The sequence below is a fragment of the Aeromonas molluscorum 848 genome, assembly GCF_000388115.1.
Classification (GTDB): domain Bacteria; phylum Pseudomonadota; class Gammaproteobacteria; order Enterobacterales; family Aeromonadaceae; genus Aeromonas; species Aeromonas molluscorum.
In genome coordinates this window covers 18,644-40,081 of sequence record NZ_AQGQ01000015.1, presented here as the reverse complement: position 1 = coordinate 40,081, position 21,438 = coordinate 18,644, and the positions used below count along the sequence as shown (strand labels likewise).

General features: G+C 58.2%; 26 protein-coding genes. 10 read left to right on the top strand and 16 right to left on the bottom strand.

The genetic code is table 11. The annotated features are described in order from the left end of the window. The first annotated feature begins 116 nt into the window (after window positions 1-116). The 3 genes from G113_RS04385 (at window position 117) to trmL (ending at window position 2,690) form a co-directional block, all read left to right on the top strand. On the top strand, window positions 117-809 hold the full coding sequence (locus G113_RS04385) for a response regulator (protein WP_005894089.1): 693 nt from the start codon (window positions 117-119) through the stop codon (window positions 807-809). After that, window positions 806-2,158, top strand: coding sequence for an ATP-binding protein (locus tag G113_RS04380; RefSeq protein ID WP_005894088.1), 1,353 nt, complete (start codon window positions 806-808; stop codon window positions 2,156-2,158). The genes G113_RS04385 and G113_RS04380 overlap by 4 nt, the downstream gene beginning before the upstream one ends. A 67-nt stretch (window positions 2,159-2,225) precedes the next feature. Next, complete coding sequence (gene trmL / locus G113_RS04375; protein ID WP_005894085.1) at window positions 2,226-2,690, top strand: tRNA (uridine(34)/cytosine(34)/5-carboxymethylaminomethyluridine(34)-2'-O)-methyltransferase TrmL; 465 nt, start codon at window positions 2,226-2,228, stop codon at window positions 2,688-2,690. Window positions 2,691-2,779: 89 nt separating this feature from the next. Here the strand turns inward: trmL and dinF are convergent, their stop codons facing one another. The 6 genes from dinF to G113_RS04345 are packed head-to-tail and all read right to left on the bottom strand — an operon-like array spanning window position 2,780 to window position 7,841. Continuing rightward, entirely contained in the window at window positions 2,780-4,138 is a 1,359-nt protein-coding gene (gene dinF, locus G113_RS04370) for an MATE family efflux transporter DinF (protein WP_005894083.1), read from the bottom strand. Between the two features lie 4 nt (window positions 4,139-4,142). Beyond that, on the bottom strand, window positions 4,143-4,769 hold the full coding sequence (locus G113_RS04365) for an SCO family protein (RefSeq protein WP_005894081.1): 627 nt from the start codon (window positions 4,767-4,769) through the stop codon (window positions 4,143-4,145). Beyond that, complete coding sequence (gene cyoE / locus G113_RS04360) at window positions 4,762-5,658, bottom strand: heme o synthase (protein ID WP_005894079.1); 897 nt, start codon at window positions 5,656-5,658, stop codon at window positions 4,762-4,764. Before cyoE ends, G113_RS04365 begins: the two co-directional genes overlap by 8 nt. 1 nt (window position 5,659) lies before the next feature. Next, a complete protein-coding gene (locus tag G113_RS04355) occupies window positions 5,660-6,646 on the bottom strand; it encodes a COX15/CtaA family protein (protein WP_005894077.1) in 987 nt (328 codons plus the stop codon). A 41-nt stretch (window positions 6,647-6,687) separates the two neighbouring features. Beyond that, window positions 6,688-7,158: a hypothetical protein gene (locus G113_RS04350; RefSeq protein WP_005894075.1), complete on the bottom strand. Its 471-nt coding sequence runs from the start codon at window positions 7,156-7,158 to the stop codon at window positions 6,688-6,690. Beyond that, window positions 7,155-7,841 carry an SURF1 family protein gene (locus G113_RS04345; RefSeq protein ID WP_051106564.1) on the bottom strand — a complete coding sequence of 229 codons (687 nt, stop codon included), beginning with the start codon at window positions 7,839-7,841 and terminating at the stop codon, window positions 7,155-7,157. Before G113_RS04345 ends, G113_RS04350 begins: the two co-directional genes overlap by 4 nt. An 87-nt stretch (window positions 7,842-7,928) precedes the next feature. Between G113_RS04345 and G113_RS04340 the strand changes: the two genes are divergently transcribed. Beyond that, window positions 7,929-8,135 carry a DUF2909 family protein gene (locus tag G113_RS04340; RefSeq protein WP_005894071.1) on the top strand — a complete coding sequence of 69 codons (207 nt, stop codon included), beginning with the start codon at window positions 7,929-7,931 and terminating at the stop codon, window positions 8,133-8,135. Window positions 8,136-8,142: 7 nt separating this feature from the next. Here G113_RS04340 and G113_RS04335 read toward each other — a convergent pair whose 3' ends face one another. The 5 genes from G113_RS04335 to lexA form a co-directional block, all read right to left on the bottom strand. After that, on the bottom strand, window positions 8,143-9,006 hold the full coding sequence (locus G113_RS04335) for a cytochrome c oxidase subunit 3 (RefSeq protein ID WP_005894068.1): 864 nt from the start codon (window positions 9,004-9,006) through the stop codon (window positions 8,143-8,145). A 46-nt stretch (window positions 9,007-9,052) separates the two neighbouring features. Beyond that, window positions 9,053-9,589 (bottom strand): cytochrome c oxidase assembly protein, encoded by a 537-nt coding sequence (locus tag G113_RS04330; protein WP_005894065.1) that lies wholly within the window; start codon window positions 9,587-9,589, stop codon window positions 9,053-9,055. A 1-nt stretch (window position 9,590) separates the two neighbouring features. Further along, a complete protein-coding gene (gene ctaD, locus G113_RS04325) occupies window positions 9,591-11,174 on the bottom strand; it encodes a cytochrome c oxidase subunit I (protein WP_005894063.1) in 1,584 nt (527 codons plus the stop codon). An 11-nt stretch (window positions 11,175-11,185) separates the two neighbouring features. Further along, window positions 11,186-12,256 (bottom strand): cytochrome c oxidase subunit II, encoded by a 1,071-nt coding sequence (coxB, locus tag G113_RS04320; RefSeq protein ID WP_005894061.1) that lies wholly within the window; start codon window positions 12,254-12,256, stop codon window positions 11,186-11,188. Window positions 12,257-12,495: 239 nt separating this feature from the next. Beyond that, window positions 12,496-13,125, bottom strand: a complete 630-nt coding sequence (lexA, locus tag G113_RS04315) for a transcriptional repressor LexA (RefSeq protein WP_005894059.1) — start codon at window positions 13,123-13,125, stop codon at window positions 12,496-12,498. A gap of 203 nt (window positions 13,126-13,328) precedes the next feature. Here lexA and plsB point away from each other — a divergent pair, with 203 nt between their 5' ends. Beyond that, complete coding sequence (plsB, locus tag G113_RS04310; RefSeq protein ID WP_005894057.1) at window positions 13,329-15,749, top strand: glycerol-3-phosphate 1-O-acyltransferase PlsB; 2,421 nt, start codon at window positions 13,329-13,331, stop codon at window positions 15,747-15,749. Window positions 15,750-15,922: 173 nt separating this feature from the next. Here the strand turns inward: plsB and ubiA are convergent, their stop codons facing one another. Continuing rightward, a complete protein-coding gene (ubiA, locus tag G113_RS04305; protein ID WP_040318897.1) occupies window positions 15,923-16,786 on the bottom strand; it encodes a 4-hydroxybenzoate octaprenyltransferase in 864 nt (287 codons plus the stop codon). Between the two features lie 122 nt (window positions 16,787-16,908). Then, window positions 16,909-17,433, bottom strand: a complete 525-nt coding sequence (locus tag G113_RS04300; RefSeq protein ID WP_005894052.1) for a chorismate--pyruvate lyase family protein — start codon at window positions 17,431-17,433, stop codon at window positions 16,909-16,911. A 146-nt stretch (window positions 17,434-17,579) separates the two neighbouring features. Here G113_RS04300 and G113_RS04295 point away from each other — a divergent pair, with 146 nt between their 5' ends. Together G113_RS04295 and G113_RS21455 are read left to right on the top strand one after the other, a co-directional pair. Continuing rightward, the gene (locus G113_RS04295) at window positions 17,580-18,008 is read left to right on the top strand and encodes a flagellar basal body-associated protein FliL (protein WP_040318902.1); all 429 of its coding nucleotides are present in this window, start codon (window positions 17,580-17,582) and stop codon (window positions 18,006-18,008) included. Between the two features lie 77 nt (window positions 18,009-18,085). Further along, complete coding sequence (locus tag G113_RS21455) at window positions 18,086-18,250, top strand: hypothetical protein (RefSeq protein ID WP_005894048.1); 165 nt, start codon at window positions 18,086-18,088, stop codon at window positions 18,248-18,250. Window positions 18,251-18,316: 66 nt separating this feature from the next. On the opposite strand, the gene G113_RS04290 is transcribed toward G113_RS21455, so the two are convergent. Both G113_RS04290 and G113_RS21955 read right to left on the bottom strand, forming a co-directional pair. After that, a complete protein-coding gene (locus G113_RS04290) occupies window positions 18,317-18,652 on the bottom strand; it encodes a DUF2799 domain-containing protein (RefSeq protein ID WP_005894046.1) in 336 nt (111 codons plus the stop codon). 125 nt (window positions 18,653-18,777) lie between these two features. Then, complete coding sequence (locus tag G113_RS21955; protein ID WP_152435948.1) at window positions 18,778-18,900, bottom strand: hypothetical protein; 123 nt, start codon at window positions 18,898-18,900, stop codon at window positions 18,778-18,780. Between the two features lie 81 nt (window positions 18,901-18,981). On the opposite strand from G113_RS21955, the gene G113_RS22140 reads away from it, so the two are divergent. Then, entirely contained in the window at window positions 18,982-19,329 is a 348-nt protein-coding gene (locus G113_RS22140) for a hypothetical protein (protein ID WP_005894040.1), read from the top strand. Between the two features lie 56 nt (window positions 19,330-19,385). Here the strand turns inward: G113_RS22140 and G113_RS04280 are convergent, their stop codons facing one another. Then, window positions 19,386-20,408: a LacI family DNA-binding transcriptional regulator gene (locus tag G113_RS04280; RefSeq protein ID WP_005894037.1), complete on the bottom strand. Its 1,023-nt coding sequence runs from the start codon at window positions 20,406-20,408 to the stop codon at window positions 19,386-19,388. Between the two features lie 252 nt (window positions 20,409-20,660). Between G113_RS04280 and G113_RS04275 the strand changes: the two genes are divergently transcribed. Then, window positions 20,661-21,104, top strand: a complete 444-nt coding sequence (locus tag G113_RS04275; RefSeq protein ID WP_005894035.1) for a PTS sugar transporter subunit IIA — start codon at window positions 20,661-20,663, stop codon at window positions 21,102-21,104. Between the two features lie 32 nt (window positions 21,105-21,136). Beyond that, window positions 21,137-21,424, top strand: a complete 288-nt coding sequence (locus tag G113_RS04270) for a PTS sugar transporter subunit IIB (RefSeq protein WP_005321257.1) — start codon at window positions 21,137-21,139, stop codon at window positions 21,422-21,424. Window positions 21,425-21,438: the final 14 nt, after the last annotated feature.

The following is a 21,438-nucleotide window of genomic DNA, read 5'->3' as shown; positions in this document are numbered from 1 at the left end:
GACCCAGCGGGAATATTGTTGATGAGTCACAACCGGCTTTCCTCTTGCGGTTAAAAACTATTATACCCTGACCCTGCCTCCTCTTTGGCGCGAAAAATGATCGGTACGAGCAACAGATGAATAGAATCCTGCTGGTCGATGACGACCTAGACCTCACCCAGCTGCTTCACGAGATCCTGACTCTGGAGGGTTTTCAGGTGACGGTGGCTGATGACGGTGAACAGGGGCTGCAATGTCTGGATGAGCAGGTCTTCGACCTGATTCTGCTGGACGTCATGATGCCCAGGCTCAACGGCTTCGCCATGCTGGCCAAGCTGCGGGAGCGGCTCGATACCCCGGTGCTGATGCTGACCGCCCGCGGTGACAGTCAGGACAGAGTCAATGGTCTGGAAGCTGGCGCCGATGACTACCTGGCCAAGCCATTCGACGATCGCGAATTGCTCGCCCGCATTCGCGCCATACTGCGCCGCACTCAGCATTCCAATGCTCAGAAGCTTGGCGCCGATGAAGTATCGTTTATGGATATCCAGTTACAACCCGGCTTGCAGCAAGCTCGCTGCGCCGGAAGAGAGCTGGATCTGACCGCAACCGAATTTGGCTTGCTCGAATGCCTGCTGCGCAGCCCGGGCCAGATCATCAGCAAGAAGCTGCTTTCCGAACAAGTGCTCGGCAAGAAGCTCGAACCCTTTGATCGCGCCATCGACATGCATCTGAGCAACTTGCGCAAGAAGCTGCCGGAGCGGTCCGATGGTCAGCCCCGCTTCAAAACGGTGCGGGGCCGCGGCTATCTCTGGCTGGAAGCAACATGAAACCCCACAACATCCACGGCCTCTCCAGCCAGATATTTCTCTGGTTCTGGAGCATGCTGCTGCTGATCCTGGCGGTGGTGATCAGCCTGCCGTCGCTGGATCCCCGCAACACCATTCCCCTGCCCCCCAAAGAGCAGCTCTACATGAAGCAGCACGTCAGTGCCTTGCTGCAGGGGGCCCCGCCCGATCAGGCATTCGACTTGCAGCAGGCACTGCAGGTCGCCGGTCTGATGCAGGTGGGCAGCATCTATGTGCGGGACAAGGAGGGTCAGGTACAGTCCACCACGCCACCGGACAAGTTCGTGATGCGCTTCATGTTGGAGGTGGACCAACTGACCAGCCCCATGATAGGCCGGGACCATGATGATGCCATCGCCGGTCCCTTCCTGCTCGAGCACAATGGCCATAGCTACCATGTCTACTTCGGGCTCAATGTCGATAATCCTTATCTGTTTCTGGTGATCCAGATCCTGGACCACCCCGTGCTGATCCTGCTGGTCGCCATGTTGATCAGCACGCCGCTTTGCCTGCTGCTGGCCATGCGGCTGACCCGTCCCATCCAGCAATTACAGCAATCTGTCTCCCAAATTGCGGCCGGTGAACTGGAAACTCGCATTCCCAATCTGGATAGACGGGACGAGATAGGCCAGTTGGCCGATAACGTCAGCCACATGGTGGAGACACTCAAGCTGATGATCCAGAAGCAGAAACAACTGCTCTCCGATATCTCGCACGAGCTGCGCAGCCCGCTCACCCGCATCCAGCTCGCCCAAGCCCTGATCCGCCGCAAGCAGGGGGATAGCAATGAGCTGGCGAGGATCGAATCTGAGATTGGTCGGCTCGACAAGCTGATCGGCGACCTGCTCGATCTCTCCCGGGCCCAGCAACACGTGGAGGCGCCTGGCCACCATCAGCTCGCCGATCTGCTCGATCCCATACTGGATGATGCTCTGTTCGAGGCTAACCAGAGCGGCAAGCAGCTAAGAGTGCCGCCCCTGCCCGATATCGCCCTGCGGATGTGGCCGGAGCTGCTGGCGCGCGCCCTGGAAAACCCACTGCGCAATGCTCTCAAATACGCTACTAGCTTGATCGAAGTAGATTGGACCAGCACGGACCAGTACTGGATCATGACCATACGCGATGATGGCGCCGGGGTCCCCGCAGAGCAGCTGGCCCTGCTGTTCCAGCCCTTCTACCGGGTCGATGATGCCCGCAACAGCCAGACGGGGGGCACCGGATTGGGACTCGCCATCGCCGCCGAAGCGGTGCGCCGCCATGGCGGCATCATCACGGCCGACCATAACGACCCCCACGGCCTGCTCATCACCATCACCTTGCCACTGGCATGACTCTCTTTTCATTGCCGCGAGCGCTGGTTATGCTGGCGCCCCTTCAGGCCCCTATCAGGATATTGTCATGCTCGACATAGTGCTCTACCAACCGGAAATTCCCCCCAATACCGGCAATATCATCCGACTCTGTGCCAATTCCGGCTATCGGCTGCATCTGATAGAGCCCCTGGGTTTTGAGTGGGACGATAAACGGGTCAAGCGCGCCGGTCTGGATTACCACGAGTTCGCCGAGGTAAAACGCTGGCCCAGCTTCGCAACGTTCATGGCCGAAATAGCCCCGACCCGCGTGTTTGCCTGTACCACCAAGGCGACCCAAGCGCACTCGGCGGTCAATTTCGCCCTCGGTGATGCCCTGCTATTTGGCCCGGAGAGCCGCGGCCTGCCCATGGAGCTCATTGAGGGCCTGCCCCCCGAGCAGCGGTTGCGCATTCCCATGGTGCCCAATAGTCGCAGCATGAATCTCGCCAACGCTGTGTCTGTGTTTGTCTACGAGAGCTGGCGTCAACTCGGTTACCAAGGCGCCCAGTAACCGGATCGGAAGGGATCCCCTAAAAAAAGAGCCCCTATGCTGACAAAGGGGCTCACCTGATCGGACTAAACGACAGGGTATGAAGTAGCTCAGTGGCGAGTTGCGAGCAAGCGACCATCGTGCTCCATGCGCCAACAGAGCAGGCCCAGGCTCAAGCCCCGGCCGACCATCAGCGCCGCCATTGCAGCCCAGAGCGCGCTGCTGCCAAGAGGCTGACATAGCCACCAGACCGGGAAGAAGCCACCAAATACCGCGACTAGCATGCTGTTACGCATCTCCCGGGCCCGGGTTGCACCGATAAATATCCCATCGAACAGGAAGCACCAGACCGCCAGAAGCGGCATGACCACCAGCCAGGGCAAGTTGCGCTGCGCCTCCCGGATAACCTCAGGCAGGTCCGTGATACTGGCGATCAAGGCTTGCCCAGCCAAGCCAAATACCAGGGTAAAACCTGCTGCAACCAGCAGAGCCCAACCCAGATTGAGCACTATCACTTCCCGCAATCCCTGTCTGTCGCGACGGCCGATGGCGCGCCCCACCATGGCCTCTGCACCATAAGCAAAACCATCCAGCCCGTAAGAGATCAGCATCAGCAGGTTGAGCAGAACCGCATTGGCCGCCACCGTCACGTCACCAAGCCGAGCCCCCTGCAACGTCATGAAGGCGAAACAGAGCTGCAGGCAGAGGGAGCGGATGAAGATATCCCGATTAAGTCCCAGCAGGCGCAACAAGGCTGGCCACTGTCGCCAGCGGCTCCAGGCATCTTGCCAGACGTCGGGCGCAAGGCATCGCAGACGGCGGCTCACCAGCCAGACACCCACCCCGAGGGCACAGTAATCGGCGATGAGGGAGGCTGCCGCCACCCCTTTGACCTCCCAACCCAGCCCCAGCACGAATAGCGCATCCAGGGCCATATTGATGATATTGCTCAGGATCAACAGCGCCATCGGGCTGCGGGCATCCTGCAACCCCAGCAGCCACCCCATGATCACCAGGTTGCACAAGGCCGCTGGTGCACTCCAGATACGCACGGCCACATACTGGCTAGCATAGTGTTGCACCTCGGCCGAGCCCCCGCTCAAACCGATGATATGTGGCACCAGCGGTAACACCAGCACCATGACCAGCCCCCCCATGAGCAGGGCCAACGCCATGGCGCGGGCCAGGGTATCCAGCAGATCCCGCCCGTTGGTCGCACCATGGGCCTGCGCCGTCAACCCCGTAGTCGACATGCGCAGGAAGCCAAGCAGCCAGAAGATAAGGTTGATAAGAGTGGCACCGACCGAAACGCCACCGAGAAACCAGGCCTGACTCAAATGGCCGATGACCCAGGTATCAACCAGGCCAAGCAACGGGGTGGTGATATTGGAAAACACCATGGGTAGCGCCAGGGCGAACACGGCGCCATGGCGGGCGGGATCCCGCAGCCAGGCAGGTAAAGGGTTCATCCGCTCAGTTGCCGGCGAGGGTCAGGATGCGGGAAAAATCCGACACCATGGTCTTCATCACCACATGGGGCACCTGACCCGGGGCCGACTCAGGCCGGAAGATGGCCTGCAACTGCCCCTGCGGATTGACCAGCACTATGGAGGCTGAGTGATCAATGAGGTAATCCTTCTCCCCTTGATCGGCGATGGAGTAGATGAGGCCGAGGTTGCGCACGAAGGGGAACAGGTCAGCATGGGGGGCGGTGGCCGCCTTAAACTCGGGCTGAAAGAAGGCGACATAACTCTTCAGACGCTCCGGGGTATCCCGCTGGGGATCCGCCGAGATGAATACCACTTGGCTACGGGCATCCAGCGCCTTCAAATCGGGATAGATGGACCTCAGGTCAGCTAGCGTGGTGGGACAGACATCGGGGCAAAAGGTGTAGCCAACAAACAGGAAACTCCAATGTCCCTGCAGACTGGCTGGCGTGAAGGGCTGGCCATCAGCATCGGTCAGGGTGAAGGTACCGAGATCACGTCCGACCGGATAGTAGGTCGCCAGCTCAGGCTCTTGGGGTTTATGGATAAACCAGGCGGTGGAAACGCCCGCAACAAATACCAGCAACAACAGGGAAAAACGCCACTTAGCCATAGTCAATCCAGTGATCCGCCAACAAGACAACGAAGAGTACCATCAGGTGTGTGATGGAAAATTTGAAGCAGTGTATCGCAGTCTGTGCATCCGGCGAGAACTTGAGGCGCCAGGCCCAGTGTATAAATCGCAGGTTGAGGCACACACTTCCGAGCAGATATCCCCACCCCGCCATGCCAACCACCCAGGGCAAGAGGCAGATCAGGGTAAGCAGCAGGGTATAGAGCAACACACAGGTCTTGGTAAACTCGATGCCATGGGTCACCGGCAACATAGGGATATTCGCTCGCGCATAGTCATCGCGCCGGTGAATGGCCAAGGCCCAAAAATGCGGGGGTGTCCAAGTAAAGATGATGGCCACCAGCAGCAGGGCATGGGGATCCAGTGCCCCCGTGACCGCCGTCCAGCCAAGCAGAGGAGGCATGGCTCCCGCCAAGCCGCCGATCACTATGTTCTGCGGTGTCGCCCTCTTGAGCCAGACAGTGTAGACCACGGCATACCCTATCAAGGAGCAGGCCGTCAGCCAGGCGGTGAGGCCATTGACCCCAAGCCAGAGAGTGGTGATACCGCCAGTGCACAGCAGGAGCGCGAAGGTCATCGCATGGTGTGTCTCTATCCGACCCCGCGCCACCGGCCTATGCTGGGTGCGAGCCATGCGCAAGTCGATGTGCCTGTCCAGCACATGATTGATTGCCGCCGCTCCTCCCGCCGCCAGTCCGATCCCGGTCAGCGCCAGAAGCACCCGACTCAGGCTCGGCACCTGACCCGTGAGATACATGCCCACCAACGCCGTCAGTAACAGGAGAGCAACCACCTTGGGTTTGGTAAGCATCAGATAATCTTGCCAACGCAACCAGGCCGTGGCGTACAACCCATGGGTTCGAATCATCTCACGTCTCCCTTATCCGGGCTGACTGGCGACCGAGTGCAAACCAGATGGTCACCATGGTGAGTAGCAACAAGGCGGCAACCCCATGATGGGCCAGTGCAACGGGCAGGGGCAGCAACAAACCAATGTTGCTCACCCCCAAGACTATTTGCAGCAATACCAGAGCTGCCAACACCAATCCCAAACCAACCAACCCCTCTCGGCCAATACGCCATGCCAGCAGCAGCAGGGTAAGCCCTGTAACGACGGCCCAACTCCTGTGGGTCAGCTGTATCGTCATGCGAGCACCATATGGCAATACGCCAAATTGATAACTGTCGCTAGGTGGCGGAACGGGATCGAAGGCCTGGATAAAATCGAGCCAGCGCCACCAGGGCCCATCGCACCAGGGCAGCTGATGGCAGGTGAGCGCCGCATAGTTGGCCGAAGTCCAGCCACCCAGTGCTATCTGCATTACCAACACCCCTAAACCAATTCGGGTCAGCCAGAGAGTGCGGAAGGGATAGAGGATCGGGATCACTGACTCGGTAGCCACTGACCAATGCCTCAAGTTAGCCAGCCAGAGCAACGCCAATATGGTCATCCCTCCTAGCAGATGGCCCATCACCACCAGAGGGAAGAGATTCATGGTTACCGTCAGCATACCAAGCGAGGCCTGTCCCAGTACCAAGCCAAATGTCAGGCAGGCTAGCAGTCGGCCCTGCCGTCGAAGGAAGGAGACCAGCACCATGGCCAAGATCACGAGACCAAGCATCCCGGCACAATAGCGATGGAGCATCTCATTCCAGGCAAGGTGTGGTTGTAGTGGAGTATCAGGAAAACGATGCTCGGCCAATGCAACTTCATGGCTCTGGCTGGGCACCATATGAAAGCCATAACATCCTGGCCAGTCCGGACAGCCGAGACCGGCCTCCGTCAGCCGGGTATAAGCACCGAGTACTACCACTACGGCAGCGAGCAACAAGGCACACAGACTGATCCAGCGCATATCCCCCCCCAAGACCCTATGGGCCAGATGGTTTATTGTTCTTATCCTATTCTTGATAATTTCAATAGCTTGCGAAGGTCAGCCAGCATAGCCTCCCCGGCCGACAGTTCATCTCCCGAGGTAAGGGTAATGGGATAACGTAAGACCAGCTGTCCTCTGGGATCCGCGATATAGATGTAGCCCTGTGCCAGCCCGGTTTGATTCACCGCCGCCTTGATCAGTGGATCCAGACTCTCGCTGCCCAGGCGCATGGGAACCACCCGATCCCGCTCCTGACCCAGCGCTAGCCAGCTTTGGTGCAACAGATAGACACCCGCCTTGCAGCGAACATCACAAGCGGCATCTGTTGGCAATAACAGATGCCACCGGCCCTGTTGGGGCACCTGACCCTGTACCCACTCTCCCTGAGCTGTCGCCCCCCCCTGAAACCAGTGCTGGCTAAGCACCAGCCAGGCAATGGCAGGAGACGCCAAGAACACCAGCACCAGCACCAATAGTGGCGTCGCCTTCATTTCGCCTCCTTCTCTCTGTGCACATGTTCAGCCTCAACCTCGTGGGTTGTCTTGCGCCACCACCAAGCAGTCAGTCCGGTCAGGGTCAATGCCATGACAAACCACTGCACGGCATAACCGATGTGTCGGGATGGGGCCATCGGCATCTCAGGTTGGCGATGGATTAACTCAGGCCAGGCTCCTCCTTCCTCTAGCACCAGCACGAAGGGCAAAACTGGTTGGTGCCACTGCTTCGCCAACCAGGGGGTATCTATCGTCTGGAGCCGATGTGGCCACTCTTCCTCCGCGTTGCCGAGGTGCAGAGGGGGATGATAGGGGCGAGCCACCCGTCCTCGAACTCGGTACTCTCCTGCCGGTTGTGAAACAGCTGGTATAACCTGACGATCTTGTCCTTGGGGCAACCAACCCAAATCGACCAGCAATAACCCCTGTGCCGTAACCATAGGGCGTAAAACCTGGTAACCCGGCCGCCCTTGATAAACCTGGTTATCGAGGAAGAGGGTGACCCCTGGGGCAAATCCCCCTTCCATTGAGAGCTGATAGCCATACCTGTCCTCCTTGACCAACAGGTCCTGCAGACTCAGTTCGACTTGGCCACGCTGATGCATCTGGTCAAGCAACTGGCGCTTTTGCGCGGCACGAGTCAGCTGCCAGCTGCCGAGCCAGACCATGAGCAACGCCATGGCACAGGCCAGTACTAGCAGACCAACTCTTCCTTTTGCCCCTGCAAAGCCACCTATAATCACGTCATCGCCCGGAGAGTAACGACCATGATCATCAAGTTTGTCCTGTTATTGCTGCTCGCCATGGTACTGATTTCCCTGTTCAGGGCCCTGTTCCAACTGGTCAGGGGCCAGACTCACCTACCGGCGAGTCACTACCTGGGACGCAGAGTGCTCTTCTCAGTGCTGCTAGTCGCCTTGTTACTGCTGGCCATGCTGGGCGGCCTGTTGACCATCAACCCTTCACCTTTCTGAGCGCTCTCTAAAGGATATAGACGAAAACAAACAAGCAGAGCCAGACCACATCAACAAAATGCCAGTACCAGGCGCTAGCCAGAAAGGCAAAGTGTTGATGTGCATTGAAATGCCCTTTCATCACCCTGAGCCACATAATGGAAAGCATCAGAGAGCCTAGGAATACGTGCATCCCGTGAAAGCCGGTCAGCATAAAGAAGGTGTTGCCATAGATGCCGGACTTAAGCGTCAGCCCCATTTCTGTATAGGCATGGTGGTATTCGAATACCTGTAATGAAAGGAAAAGAAAACCAAGTAAGACTGTGCTGCCGAGCAGTACCTTGACCCGGCTCCTATGCCCCTGTTCCAGGGCCTGGTGGGCAAATTGCAACGTCACCGATGAACTGAGCAGCAATAGCGTATTGGCAAGCGGTAGTCCCTGCCAGGGCATCGCCTCGGTACGGATGCCAGCGGGCGTGGTAACCAGCGGCCATATCGCCTTGAAATCAGGCCAGAGCACCTCATGGGTGCTGAGGTGATGAAAATGCTCCCCGCCCAGCCAGGGAACCGACAGCACCCTGGCATAGAAAAGAGCACCGAAGAAAGCGCCGAAGAACATCACCTCGGAGAAGATGAACCAGCTCATTCCCTGACGAAAAGATCTGTCCATCTGCTCGCTGTAGAGCCCGCTCATGGATTCATTGATGACGTGGCCAAACCAGCCAAACAGCATGGTGATGATGGTCAGGATCCCCGCCAATAACAGCCACCCTCCCGGACTGCCATGACTGATCAGGGTACCGGCTCCGAATGCCATCAGGAACAGGCCCACAGCCCCCATGATGGGCCAGGGACTTTGCGCCGGCACATAGTAACTCGAACTATTCGCCATACTCGCCTCCGATACGGGGCTCGATGCCTCGTCATGTGAGATCCTTTCAACCATTCTGACCGCCCTGACTCGTCGCCTTGGTCACGTCATACAAGGTGTATGAGAGTGTCAGGGTATGCATTTCGGCTGGCAGGGCCTGATCGATATAGAAGCGCAGCGGTAACTCCGCTTTCTCTCCGATGGCCAAGTGTTGTTGTTGAAAACAGAAACATTCTGTCTTGTGCAGATAACGGGCGCCCAGCCCGGGGGTCACTGAGGGCACGGCTTGCAAAACCCTGGCACTACCTGCCAGATTCTCGACCATGAAATGGGTACTGCTCAACTCGCCAGGATGTACCTCTATCCGTTGGACGACCGGGGCAAACTTACCCTCAAAGCCTGGGAAGGGATAGGCCACAAGTTCCAGCGTCACAGTGCGGGATCTGTCGACCTCTCCTGTGGCAGCCGCAGCCGCCACAGGCTCCGTCTTGCCGTTAATCCCCGTGATCTGGCACAAAACGTCATACAAAGGCACCAGCGCATAGCCAAACCCGAACATCAACAGAGTGATCAGCATCAGCTTGAGGGTGAGCTTTGCGTGCATCTCACTTCACCTCGGGTGGGGTGGTGAAGGTGTGATAGGGCGCTGGCGATGGCACTTCCCATTCCAGACCATGGGCACCATCCCAGGGTTTGGCTGGTGCCGCGGTGCCACCTCGGATGCACTTGATTACCACATAGAGAAAGATGAGTTGAGATAGACCGAATGCAAATCCCCCCAGGCTGACGATGCTATTAACATCGGCAAACTGGATTGAATAATCAGGGATCCGCCTCGGCATGCCTGCCAGGCCAAGGAAGTGCATCGGAAAGAACAAGACATTGACCGAGATAACGGAACACCAGAAATGCCACTGACCGAGCCGCTCGTCATACATGTGTCCCGTCCATTTGGGAAGCCAGTAATACGCCGCCGCCATGATGGAAAAAATGGCTCCCGTCACCAATACATAGTGAAAATGTGCGACCACGAAATAGGTGTCGTGATACTGAAAGTCCGCCGGTGTGATGGCCAGCATCAGCCCGGAGAATCCCCCCATGGTAAACAGCACTATGAAGGCAATGGCGAACAGCATGGGCACCTCAAAGCTGAGCGACCCGCGCCACATGGTAGCCACCCAGTTGAATACCTTCACACCTGTCGGCACCGAAATGAGCATGGTGCAATACATGACGAACAGTTCGGCGAACACCGGCATGCCGGTGGTGAACATATGATGAGCCCACACCAGGAAGCTCAGCCCGGCGATCGAGGCGGTGGCATAGACCATAGAGCTATAGCCAAACAGTGGCTTGCGAGAGAAGGTGGGGACTATGGCAGAGATGATGCCGAAACTCGGCAATATCATGATGTAGACCTCGGGATGACCGAAGAACCAGAAAATGTGCTGGAACATGACTGGATCCCCGCCTCCGGCAGCATCGAAGAAACTGGTACCGAAGTATTTGTCGGTCAGCACCATGGTCACCACTCCGGCCAGCACGGGCATGACGGCGATCAATAAGAACGCTGTCACCAACCAGGTCCAGACGAACAGAGGAAGCTTCATCCAGGTCATGCCTGGCGCCCTCAGGTTACAGATAGTCACTATGACATTAATGGCCCCCATGATGGAGCTGATCCCCATGATGTGGATGGAAAAGACAAACAGGGCCGTGCTGTCGGGAGAGTAGTGGGTCGAGAGCGGTGCATAGAAGGTCCAACCGAAGTTGGGCCCACCTCCCTCTGTGAACAGCGACCCCAGCAGGATCAGAAAGGCGAATGGCAGTATCCAGAAGCTCCAGTTGTTCATGCGGGGCAGCGCCATGTCCGGTGCCCCGATCATCATTGGGATCATCCAGTTGGCCAGCCCGGTGAACGCAGGCATGACGGCGCCAAATACCATCACCAGGCCGTGAACCGTGGTCATCTGGTTGAAGAAGGCGGGTTCAACGAGCTGTAATCCCGGCTGAAACAGCTCGGCCCGGATCACCATGGCCATGGCTCCCCCGGTCAAAAACATGGTGAAACTAAACCAGAGATAGAGGGTTCCAATATCCTTGTGATTGGTAGTCAGCAACCAGCGCAGCAAGCCCCTGGGCTTGTAGGCATGTTCTGTATGATGATCGACATCCGTGACGACACTCATCTTGCTCTCTCCTACCTGGATTTTTCCTTGAGGAAGGCATCTATATCCTTGGCCTGCACCTCATCGCCCTTGTTATTGCCCCAGGCGTTGCGCTCATAGGTGATCACGGCTGACAGCTCCTGCAGGCTTAGTTGGTTGGCAAAGGCCTGCATGGCCGTTCCTGGTTTGCCGTGCAACACTCGCTCCAAATGGTCTGCCTTGGGTCCCATGGCAATCGGACTGCCTTTAAGAGAGGGGAAGGCGCCCGGTACCCCCTCGCCATTGGCCTGGTGACAGGCGGCGCAGTGACCGATATAAATCTTCTCGCCAAGCTTCATCAATTCGTCCCGACTCATGGTCATGGCCAGCAGTTTCTGCTCCTGCTCTTTGGCCGCAAGCTGCTCGGTTCGGGTCTTGCTCAACCACTGATTAAACTCGTCCTCAGGCTTGGCGATCACCACTATGGGCATGAAACCATGTCCCTTGCCGCACAACTCGGCACATTGGCCGCGATAGATACCGGGTTGATCAATACGGGTCCATGCCTCGTTGATGAAGCCCGGGTTGGCATCCTTCTTCACCGCGAAAGCGGGCACCCACCAGGAGTGGATCACATCCTGAGAGGTGATGAGAAAGCGCACCTTCTTGCCAGTGGGCAGCACCAAGGGGCGATCCACCTCGAGCAAATAGTTCACCCCCTTGCTGCGCTTGTTGTCGATCTGCACCTGGGGTGTCGCCAGCAAGCTGTAATACTCGACCTCGTCATCGAAGTAGCGATAGTGCCACTTCCATTGCGACCCAGTGACCTGCACCGTCAGGTCGGCATCCGCTGTGTCTTCCATCGCGATCAAGGTGCGGGTGGCCGGAATGGCCATGCCAATAAGGATAAGGAAAGGGATCAAGGTCCAGAGGATCTCGACCTTGGTACTCTCGTGAAAGTGGGCGGCTTTAGCGCCTTTATCCTGCCGGTGGCGCCAGATGGCCCAAAACATGACGCCGAAGACCACCAAGCCTATCAAGGCACAGATGATGAGAATGGTCATGTGCAGATCATAAACGTTGCGACTGACGGCGCTGACGCCTTCCGTCATGTTGAAGCGCATGCTATTGCCGAGCGCAACACCGCTCCAGGCACATAGAAAGATTGAGAGAGTAATCAGGACTCTTTTCACTCTGCCCCCATTTTTAGCGCTGCCCTGTCGGGCATTTCTTCCCTGAGATTGGTCTTTGGTGCCAATCAACAGGTTAAGTAAAGCAGCAAATGAGGATGTGTGAAAAAAGTGTTAAAAAAGAATTTAAGAAAACAGGCGGGAATAACAAGGCCCCTCGACGGGGCCCGGGGCTACATCCAGTCGGCGTTGCGGATCACACCAACTGCCAACCCCTCTATGGTGAGATGTTGGCTCGCCAGATCGACGGCGATAGGTTGCAGCTCTTCATTTTCGGGGAGCAGCCACACCTGGCTACCTTTGCGCTGGAAACGCTTGACGGTGACATCCTCATCAAGACGCGCCACGACTACTTGACCGTTGCGTACCTCTTGGGTCTTGTGTACTGCGAGCAGATCACCGTCCATGATACCTATGTTCTTCATACTCATGCCCTGCACGCGCAGCAGGAAGTCGGCTCTTGGGTGAAACAGGGCGGGATCGACTTGATAGTGACTCTCGATATGCTCCTGAGCCAGGATGGGTTCACCCGCGGCCACCTTACCGATGAGCGGTAGACCCTGATCTTCGTTCGCCGCCGCCTCAACATCGTCGAGCAAAAGACGAATGCCACGGGAAGTGCCAGGTAGTATCTCTATGGCTCCCTTCTTGGCCAAGGCTTTTAGATGTTCTTCAGCAGCATTGGCCGACTTGAAGCCGAGTTTCTGGGCGATCTCGGCGCGCGTCGGCGGCATGCCGGTCTCGCTCATGTTGGCCTTGATGAGATCCAGCACCTGAGCCTGGCGGGGAGTAAGGGGTTTCATAAGATTGGCACCTGTTTTTTTATACAGCACACTGGCAGTATATACAGTGTGTTGACCAAGGCAAGGTTCGACTGACAATTGTCGCACTCTCGACCTAAATAACCCGGTTCCCGCCCTCGGACGCGGACTCATCGTACCTCTCGGCGACAAGCACAACATGATTTGCTATGCTCACGCCGCCTTTTTTTGGAGAGCAGACGCATATGTCCCTTGGGCAGAGAATTTCCAGAGCCATACTGCAATGGCCGGTCAGTGGCTTGGTCAATCACAAGAGCCTGCCGGAAAACCCCATCACAGAGCTCGACCTGGACCCGGCCAGACCCATAGTCTATGCCCTGAAAACCAGTTCAATTACCGATCTGCTGACGCTTCAGCAATGCTGTGAAGATCTCGGCCTGCCAGGCCCCTTCACTCCCCTTGCTTTGGGAGGAAAAACCGTCCCTCGTTACGTCTGCCTCGACCGGCCACCGCCTCTGTTTGGCGCGCGCAGCAAGCCACTTCCCTTCCTGCAAGAGTTTCAGCAGTTGCTGGATCTGCACAAGCTTGATAGCGGGCTGGACGTGCAGATAGTACCCATCACCCTGTTCTGGGGCCGTGCCCCGGGCCGTGAAGGAGAGGAAGCCTCCGGCTGGAACATCATCAGTAGCCTGGCGCCCAACCGGCTCAAGAAGGCGCTGATCGTGATCCTCAAGGGCCGGGAAAACCTGGTGCGCTTCTCGCCACCGCTCTCCCTGCGCCAGATGGCTGACAAACATGGAACTGATGAGGCCATCGCCCACAAGCTGGCGCGTGTCGCTCGCATCCACTTCAGTCGCCAGCAACTGGCTGCGACCGGCCCCAAGTTGCCTAATCGCACCCTGTTATTCAGACAGCTACTGGACTCCGGGGTCATCCAGCAAGCCATAGAGGAAGAGGCCGAGCGCGATAATATCAGCCTCGACAAGGCGCAGAAACGCGCCCATGACTACATGGATGAAATTGCCTCTGACTTCTCTTATCGGCTAATCCGGTTGGGGGAGAGCTTCCTCGGCTGGTTGTGGAACAAGCTCTACCGCGGCCTTTCGGTCAATGGCGCTGAAAAGGTGCGTCAACTGGCCCAGGAGGGTCATGAGATTGTCTACGTACCCTGCCATCGCAGTCACATGGACTATCTGCTGCTCTCCTATGTCATCTACCACCAGGGCATGGTGCCGCCTCATATCGCCGCCGGCATCAACCTCAACTTCTGGCCGGCGGGTCCCTTGTTCCGACGTGGCGGCGCCTTCTTCATTCGCCGTACCTTCAAGGGCAACCCCCTCTACAGCACAGTGTTCCGTGAATACCTCAATCTGCTGTTTGCCAAGGGCTATTCGGTGGAATTCTTCACTGAGGGCGGACGTTCGCGCACAGGTCGCCTGCTGCCCCCCAAGACAGGCATGCTGGCCATGACGCTGCAAGCCATGATGCGTGGCCTGGACAGGCCGGTGACCCTGGTGCCCGTCTATCTTGGCTACGAGCATGTGATGGAGGTAAATACCTACCATAACGAGCTCAAGGGCAGTCGCAAGGAGAAGGAGAGCTTCCTGCAAGTGCTGGGCATACTGCGCAAGCTGCGCAATTATGGTCGCGGCTTCGTCAACTTTGGCGAACCACTGACCCTCAATGGCTATCTCAACGAGCATGTGCCCGAATGGAAGGCTGACATTGGCCGGGAAGAACGCCCAGACTGGATGGCACCCACTGTCACCCAGCTGGCCGATTTACTGATGATCCGCATCAATGATGCCGCCGCGATCAATGGTCTGACACTGAGCGCCTTGGCGCTGCTCGCCGCAGAGCGCCACGCCCTGACCCGCGACGAGTTGCAGGCCCAGCTCAATACCTATCTGGACCTGCTCAAACAGGTGCCCTACAGCGAGCACAGCACCTTGCCGGAAGCAGATGCCAAGGATTTGCTGGATCAGGCCATGGAGCTCAACAAGTTTCAGGTCAGCGAAGACAAGCTGGGCCAGATCATCAGCCTGGATCGCTATCAAGCTATCCTGCTGACCTACTACCGCAACAATATCCTGCACCTGTTCGCACTGCCCTCTCTGGTGGCGGCATTGATTGAGCGCTGCGAGGGGATCTCCCGCAACGAGATAGTGGCGCGCTGTATCGACATTTATCCCCTGCTCAAGACAGAGTTGTTCCTGCGCTATGAAGAGGAGGAGCTACCCGACTTGGTTGATGCCCTGCTGGCCGAGCTGCAGCGCCAGCAACTCATCGAAGTGCGCGATGGCGGTCACTGGGTCAATCTCGGCAACCAGATGCGCCTGCTGCTGCTGGCCGAGAGCATCCAGGAGACCCTGCAACGCTATGCCATAGTGCTGACTCGCATGCTGGCCCAGCCCAGCATAGAGGATGAACAACTGGAGGCTGACGGCCTCATGATGGCTGAGCGACTCGGCACTTTGCATGGTATCAATGCCCCCGAGTTCTTCGACCAGAAGCTGTTCAGCACCCTGATCCATACCCTGCGCAGCGAAGGGTACCTGGACTCGGGCAGCAAACCCGATCTCGGTCGCTTCCAGGCTCTGGCCGACAACATACTGCCCCTACTCAGCAACAAGATCCGGCGCACCATACAGGCTGGCAATCAATAGCTCATCAAGACCGCGCCATGCGAGTGAGCCGTCAATCGCTCCCCGCAACCACCAAAGGGCCGCATCATGCGGCCCTTTCTCTATTCTCCCCACCATGAACTGGCATCAACTTTCCACACCAATACGATAAAGGCCGCATAGCGCGGCCTTTATCGAGATCCATTCTCCTGGTTCTACAAGTAGTGCAACACCAGACCTGCAAACACCAAGGCACCGGCATAGTTGTTATTGAGGAATGCCTGGAAGCAGGCCTCGCGGTCACGTCCGCGAATAAGTCGCTGCTGGTAGACGAACAGGATGGCGGCGCCGAGCAGGCACCAGTAATAGCTGGCGCCAAGCATCATCATTTGCCCTACGCCCAGCAAGATCAGCAGGGTGGCCAGTTGCAGCAATCCGATGATCAACTTGTCGAAGCGGCCAAACAGGATGGCGCTCGACTTGATGCCGAGCCGCAGATCATCATCCCTGTCGACCATGGCGTACTGAGTGTCATAGGCGATGGTCCACAACAGGTTGGCCAGAAAGATGAGCCAGGCCACCGGCGGCAAGGCATCGGCCGCCGCCGCATAGGCCATGGGAATAGACCATGAGAAAGCCAGACCGAGCACCAGCTGGGGAATGGAGATGAAACGCTTCATGAAGGGGTAGCAGACAGCCAGCAGCAGACCGGCAAACGACAGACCTATGGTGAGTGCATTCTGGGTCAGCACCAGGACAAAGGAGAGTAACGCCAACACGGCAAACAGCAACAGTGCCTCTTTTGGACTCACCTTCCCCATGGGCAGAGGCCGGCCCGCCGTACGCTTCACATGGCCATCAAAATTGCGATCTGCGTAGTCGTTGATGACACATCCCGCCGAGCGCATGGAGAAGACCCCTATCACGAACACCAGCAAGGTTCCGAGATTGGGCAGGCCGCCTGCCGCCAACCAGAGCGCCCACAGGGTCGGCCAGAGCAGCAACAGAGTGCCGATCGGCTTGTCGAGCCGGGCCAGCTGGGCATAGGCCAGGCCACGCTCCTTGGTCAATACAATCACAGCAACTCCTTGTATAAATTCGGGAAGATCAAGGCCGATAGAGAGAAGCAGCCCGAGGGCTGACACTGGCGCCTCCGATCATGGAATAACTGGTGGTGTCTCCAGCACGCCAGTGGTCGAAGCTATGATTGGCTCGAGCGTGCCAGCCCTGGCAACAACACCTCGTGCACCAGCAGAGGCCAGCCATTGAGATAGAGGCGTGAGCGCCGTCCCCAGACCGCGCTGGACTCACCCACCCCATCGACCAGCTCGAAGCGAGCCAGCTGCAGGCAATCCCGCGAAGCGGGGGCCGCCCCGAAGATACGCTCGCCCAGGGGTTGCTCACCCAGCTGGTCGAGTGCGGCCCCGACCAGGGCCTCGTCGGCGAACAGGGTCCAGCCCAGCACGGCAGGCCCGCCATCCCCATGCAGGATCACCTCCCGCCGCAGTCCGGTTACGACACCGAGCAGAGCCTGTTCATCCGGCGTCAATGCCTGCTGGTGATGACCGAGCAGCTCCAGGGAGAAGTGATCATTATGGCGACGCAGGCGCGCCGTCATGGACCCGGTGTCGAACAACCAGGGCGCCAGCTCAGCTGGCGGCATGGCACTGGCTGGAGCCAGCCAGTCGCTAATCCGCATGAGGGGAACAGTCAGCTCGGATTTCACCGCATCACCATCCAGAGAGTTCCGTTATCAGGTTAAAATCCGGTTTATTATCCGTAAATCGATCGAAAAATGTAAGGAAATCCGTGCTTGACGCCCCAGCAGGCAACATCAAAAATGGGACACCTCACCAGTCTGAGTCCCCGACCATGCCCTATGCACTGAAACACGCTCGCCAGTTCGCCATTTTGCTGCTTGCCCTGCTGACCAGCCCGGCTTGGGCAGAAGAGTCCGCCGATGCCGCCGCCCAACAGGATGGGGTTGCCTACCATCCCCTTGAACCGGATATCATCACCAACTACCTGAGCGAGGGCAAGACCCTGGGCTATGTGCGGGTCACCGTCGAGCTGATGGCTGAAAACCACGGGAACCTCAAATTGCTGGAGACTCATGATCCCTTAATCCGCGACGCCATCATACGTCTGATGGGCAGCAAGACGGCCGAACAGATCAAGTCGCTCGCCAGTCGCGAAGAGCTGCGCAAAGAGTGCGAGGCCAAAGTCAATGAACTGCTGGTCCGTGAGACAGGCAAGAAAGCGGTCAAGGAGCTGATCTTCACCAAATTTCTCTACCAGTGACCCGCTACGAGCACACTGTATTAGTAATGCAAATCGATTAGAATACGGCGACACAACAGCCAAGGTGGTCGGATCGTATGGGTAACAAGACCCTGTGTGAATGGCGCCGCCAAGAGATCCCCTTCGATCTCAAGGCCCTGCGCAAGATAGTGCGCAAACCCAAGTTTATCTGTGGCAAATGCGCCCGCAGTGCCAATGACAAGAGCTACCTCTGTCAACCGCTGCGCCTCAAGGAGAAGTAGGACCACAGGCGCTGGCCTCGTCACAAGACCATTGCGATAAGGGTGTGTCTCCCGCGCACAGCCGCCTTACTGATCCGTCCAGCCCTGGCGCCCCTGCGCGAACAGCTTGCGCGCTTGAGCATCATTGGGACAGACCCCGCGATACTCCTCACCTGAGCGGCCGGCCAGATAGAGATGCTCGGGGCGGCAATACCAGGCCAGCCCCCTCTTGCGACCTTGCTCCCAGAGTGCTTCATCGACCTTGATACCGCACTGGGTCTGATGAAACTCGACCCTCTGTTCGGTAAACCCCAGCTTGCCATCGGCCTCGCCAACCTGATCCCACAGCTTTTCACAGGGGTCATCCGAGTTGGAAACACAACCGCCAAGCAGGCTGGCGCAGAGTATGAGTAATAGGCGCATCTTCATCCTTGAGCGTCATTCGGGCTTTCATTCTAACGAGCAGATCTCCCGCCACCAAGCCCGCTTTGCGATAGCCAAACAAATCAGGCGGGCCCTTGGCCCGCCTGAACTTGTACTACTCGGTCTCATTGGTCGTCTAGGTCGTCATCAAACTGCCAACTGTCGTCGTCCAACTCCTCCAACTGCTCTTCCCAGGATTCCGGCTCCCAGTCATCGTCGAGCTCGTAATCCGGCTTGTGTCCACCCATGCTCGTTCTCCTTGGATAGTGCACCCGCCCTCAAAGTCTATCCAGAAAAATGGGGCTCGCCAGTCAAGGCAGGATCAAAGTTTGACCAGAGTGCGGCCCGCAATCCAGCCTGGTGTGATGGCTTGGGCAGCGTCCACCACCGGCTCCAGCCCGATCTCGGTGGCCGCCGATGCGCAGCAGCTGACGAACAGATCCCGCGCCAGTCGCTACCACGCCAATTGGCGGCACACCAGTGGGCACAGCGCAATATCCCCCTTGCAACCGCATATGGCGCAGTATGAAGGCCATGACGCTGGTCGGCAGATCGAAACCGCCAGCATGGCTGGTGAGACTAGCGGTACCGATGCACATGGCCTGGCGCTCAGCCAGCTAGGCCGGCAGCCGACTCTCAGCCAGCCGGGTCAGGGTCGCCGTGGTCTGCCATCTTGATTGCCCAGTAGCAGCACCTTGAACATGGTTGCCTGTCGAGATGGTGGCGTCACCCGTCAGCTGCTTTGACGTTTCTGCAGTTGAAAATCCAGGGTCAGGGCGGTGCCCATGACAGGTTCGCCAGCCAGCTGGCGCAAGACAAGTTCGGCCGCCTCCTGTCCCATTTTGCGATAGGGGATCCGGACCGACGTCAGCGTCGGATAGCAGGCCCGCGCCACATCCAGATCGTCGAACCCGGCGATGGCGAGCTTGCCAGGCACGCTCAGGTGACGACGCTGACACTCGAACAGCACCCCCGCCGCCAGCTCGTCGTTGACGCACACCAGTGCATCCAGCTCGGGCCAGCGCAACAAAAACTCCCCCAGCATGGCGGCCCCTGTGCTGAAACTCGGCAGCTCAGAGGTGTTGATGATGGCATCGGGGGAGAGGTAGTTGTCCAGCAGTGCCTTCTGCCAGCCCTGCATGCGCTGTTGCAGCATCCACTGTTCCTGGCGGGCACAAAGAAAGCCGATGTTGCGATAGCCGCGCTCGATGAGGTGACGGGTCAGCTGATAACCGGCATCGAAGTTGGAGACCCCCACGTTCATGTCGACAGGGTTGCGCGCCATGGCCCCCACCTCCACGACCGGCAGGCGGGATGCTTTCAGGCGGGCACGGATGGTCTCGCCGGGATCGCCACCAAACAGCACAACGGCGGCCGGGTTGTGCTGCAAGAAGCTGGTCAGCAGGCGTTCCTCCTGCTGCTTCAGGTGCTGGGCGTCCCCCAGCATTATCTGGTAACCCTCATCGAGCAGGGTCTGCTGCAGCCCGGCGATCATCTCGCCGCAACCGCGCTCGGTCAGGCTGGGCACTATCACCACTATGGTCTGGGAGGTGGCGGAAGCGAGCGCACCCGCCGCCCGGTTGGGAATGTAGCCGAGTTCATCCACCGCGGCGTCGATGCGCTCGCGCATCTTGTCTGACACCAGCTCGGGGGTGCGCAGGGCACGCGACACCGTCATGGCGCCCACGCCGGCCAGCTGGGCCACATCGTTGAGGGTCACCCGACCCGTGCTACGGCGCTTCTTCGCTTCTGACATCCCTTCCCTTCCTCGACATACGGGTGCTCACTTTAAGGCAAAAGTGCGGCACTGACTATTTTCTCAAACCGGATTTTACCCCCTTTGAGCGAGTGGAGGGGCAAGATGAATCCCACTCATGACATAAATGATAGCGCTATCACAATTCCATGTTAGCGCTATCTGATAGCGCTAACTTTCGCGATCAGGCTCACAGTTATCGCGGGGCAAGATCGCTAGATTGGCGCCATCTCATCCAGCCGGATCATTGCCATGCTGACTCAACTGCTGACCGAAGAGGTCATTTCCATCGAAACGGGTGCCCGCGACTGGCGTCATGCCATCGAGCTCGCCACCGCTCCCCTGCTGGCCAACGGCACCATAGAGCCCTCCTATGTGGCGGCGCTGTTTCGCTCCCACGAAGAGCTCGGCCCTTACTACGTGCTGGGCCCGGGCCTGGCCATGCCCCACGCTCGCCCGGAAGATGGCGTCAACCGTCTCGGCCTTGGGCTGACAGTGCTGAAAACCGGGGTCAATTTCGGCTCCGAGGGCAATGACCCGATCCGGCTACTCATCACCCTGGCCGCCAGCGACAGCAACTCCCACGTGGAGACCATCGCTCAGCTGGCCGAGCTGTTCATGAACGAAGAGGACGTGGCGGCCATCATGGCGGCCGACACCAAAGACGACATCTTGCGCATTCTGGCGCGTTACTGAGCGGCGCCCTGCGCCCGACAAAGGAAGAGACGATGAAAATTCTGGTTGTATGCGGACACGGCCTGGGCACCAGCCTGATGATGGAGATGAGCATCAAGAGCATCCTGAAAGAGCTGGCAGTCACTGCCGAGGTGGATCACAGGGATCTCGCCTCCGCCGGCAGTGAAACCGCCGAGATGTTCGTGGCTACCCGCGACATCGCCGAGCAGCTCATCAGCATGGGGGTCAACGGCCGGCTGGTGTCGCTGGACAACATGGTCGACAAGGCCGCCATGAAAGAGAAACTCTCCATCGCCCTGCGCGAACTGGGCGCACTCTAAGGATCCACCATGCG

What these genes read in the sequence shown, in the direction of transcription:
- G113_RS04350 (WP_005894075.1), bottom strand. Translation starts at nt 7,158, where the DNA reads ATGAAGGCGACGCCACTATTGGTGCTGGTGCTGGTGTTCTTGGCGTCT.
- G113_RS04290 (WP_005894046.1), bottom strand. Translation starts at nt 18,652, where the DNA reads ATGCGCCTATTACTCATACTCTGCGCCAGCCTGCTTGGCGGTTGTGTT.
- plsB (WP_005894057.1), top strand. Translation starts at nt 13,329, where the DNA reads ATGTCCCTTGGGCAGAGAATTTCCAGAGCCATACTGCAATGGCCGGTC.
- G113_RS04345 (WP_051106564.1), bottom strand. Translation starts at nt 7,841, where the DNA reads ATGGCGTTGCTCATGGTCTGGCTCGGCAGCTGGCAGCTGACTCGTGCC.
- G113_RS04330 (WP_005894065.1), bottom strand. Translation starts at nt 9,589, where the DNA reads ATGCACGCAAAGCTCACCCTCAAGCTGATGCTGATCACTCTGTTGATG.
- dinF (WP_005894083.1), bottom strand. Translation starts at nt 4,138, where the DNA reads ATGAACCCTTTACCTGCCTGGCTGCGGGATCCCGCCCGCCATGGCGCC.
- G113_RS04280 (WP_005894037.1), bottom strand. Translation starts at nt 20,408, where the DNA reads ATGTCAGAAGCGAAGAAGCGCCGTAGCACGGGTCGGGTGACCCTCAAC.
- G113_RS04270 (WP_005321257.1), top strand. Translation starts at nt 21,137, where the DNA reads ATGAAAATTCTGGTTGTATGCGGACACGGCCTGGGCACCAGCCTGATG.
- ctaD (WP_005894063.1), bottom strand. Translation starts at nt 11,174, where the DNA reads ATGAGTGTCGTCACGGATGTCGATCATCATACAGAACATGCCTACAAG.
- G113_RS04385 (WP_005894089.1), top strand. Translation starts at nt 117, where the DNA reads ATGAATAGAATCCTGCTGGTCGATGACGACCTAGACCTCACCCAGCTG.
- G113_RS04275 (WP_005894035.1), top strand. Translation starts at nt 20,661, where the DNA reads ATGCTGACTCAACTGCTGACCGAAGAGGTCATTTCCATCGAAACGGGT.
- G113_RS04380 (WP_005894088.1), top strand. Translation starts at nt 806, where the DNA reads ATGAAACCCCACAACATCCACGGCCTCTCCAGCCAGATATTTCTCTGG.
- G113_RS04340 (WP_005894071.1), top strand. Translation starts at nt 7,929, where the DNA reads ATGATCATCAAGTTTGTCCTGTTATTGCTGCTCGCCATGGTACTGATT.
- G113_RS04355 (WP_005894077.1), bottom strand. Translation starts at nt 6,646, where the DNA reads ATGCGCTGGATCAGTCTGTGTGCCTTGTTGCTCGCTGCCGTAGTGGTA.
- G113_RS21455 (WP_005894048.1), top strand. Translation starts at nt 18,086, where the DNA reads ATGGGTAACAAGACCCTGTGTGAATGGCGCCGCCAAGAGATCCCCTTC.
- G113_RS21955 (WP_152435948.1), bottom strand. Translation starts at nt 18,900, where the DNA reads ATGGGTGGACACAAGCCGGATTACGAGCTCGACGATGACTGGGAGCCG.
- cyoE (WP_005894079.1), bottom strand. Translation starts at nt 5,658, where the DNA reads ATGATTCGAACCCATGGGTTGTACGCCACGGCCTGGTTGCGTTGGCAA.
- G113_RS04295 (WP_040318902.1), top strand. Translation starts at nt 17,580, where the DNA reads ATGCCCTATGCACTGAAACACGCTCGCCAGTTCGCCATTTTGCTGCTT.
- coxB (WP_005894061.1), bottom strand. Translation starts at nt 12,256, where the DNA reads ATGCGCTTCAACATGACGGAAGGCGTCAGCGCCGTCAGTCGCAACGTT.
- G113_RS04335 (WP_005894068.1), bottom strand. Translation starts at nt 9,006, where the DNA reads ATGGCGAATAGTTCGAGTTACTATGTGCCGGCGCAAAGTCCCTGGCCC.
- lexA (WP_005894059.1), bottom strand. Translation starts at nt 13,125, where the DNA reads ATGAAACCCCTTACTCCCCGCCAGGCTCAGGTGCTGGATCTCATCAAG.
- G113_RS04365 (WP_005894081.1), bottom strand. Translation starts at nt 4,769, where the DNA reads ATGGCTAAGTGGCGTTTTTCCCTGTTGTTGCTGGTATTTGTTGCGGGC.
- trmL (WP_005894085.1), top strand. Translation starts at nt 2,226, where the DNA reads ATGCTCGACATAGTGCTCTACCAACCGGAAATTCCCCCCAATACCGGC.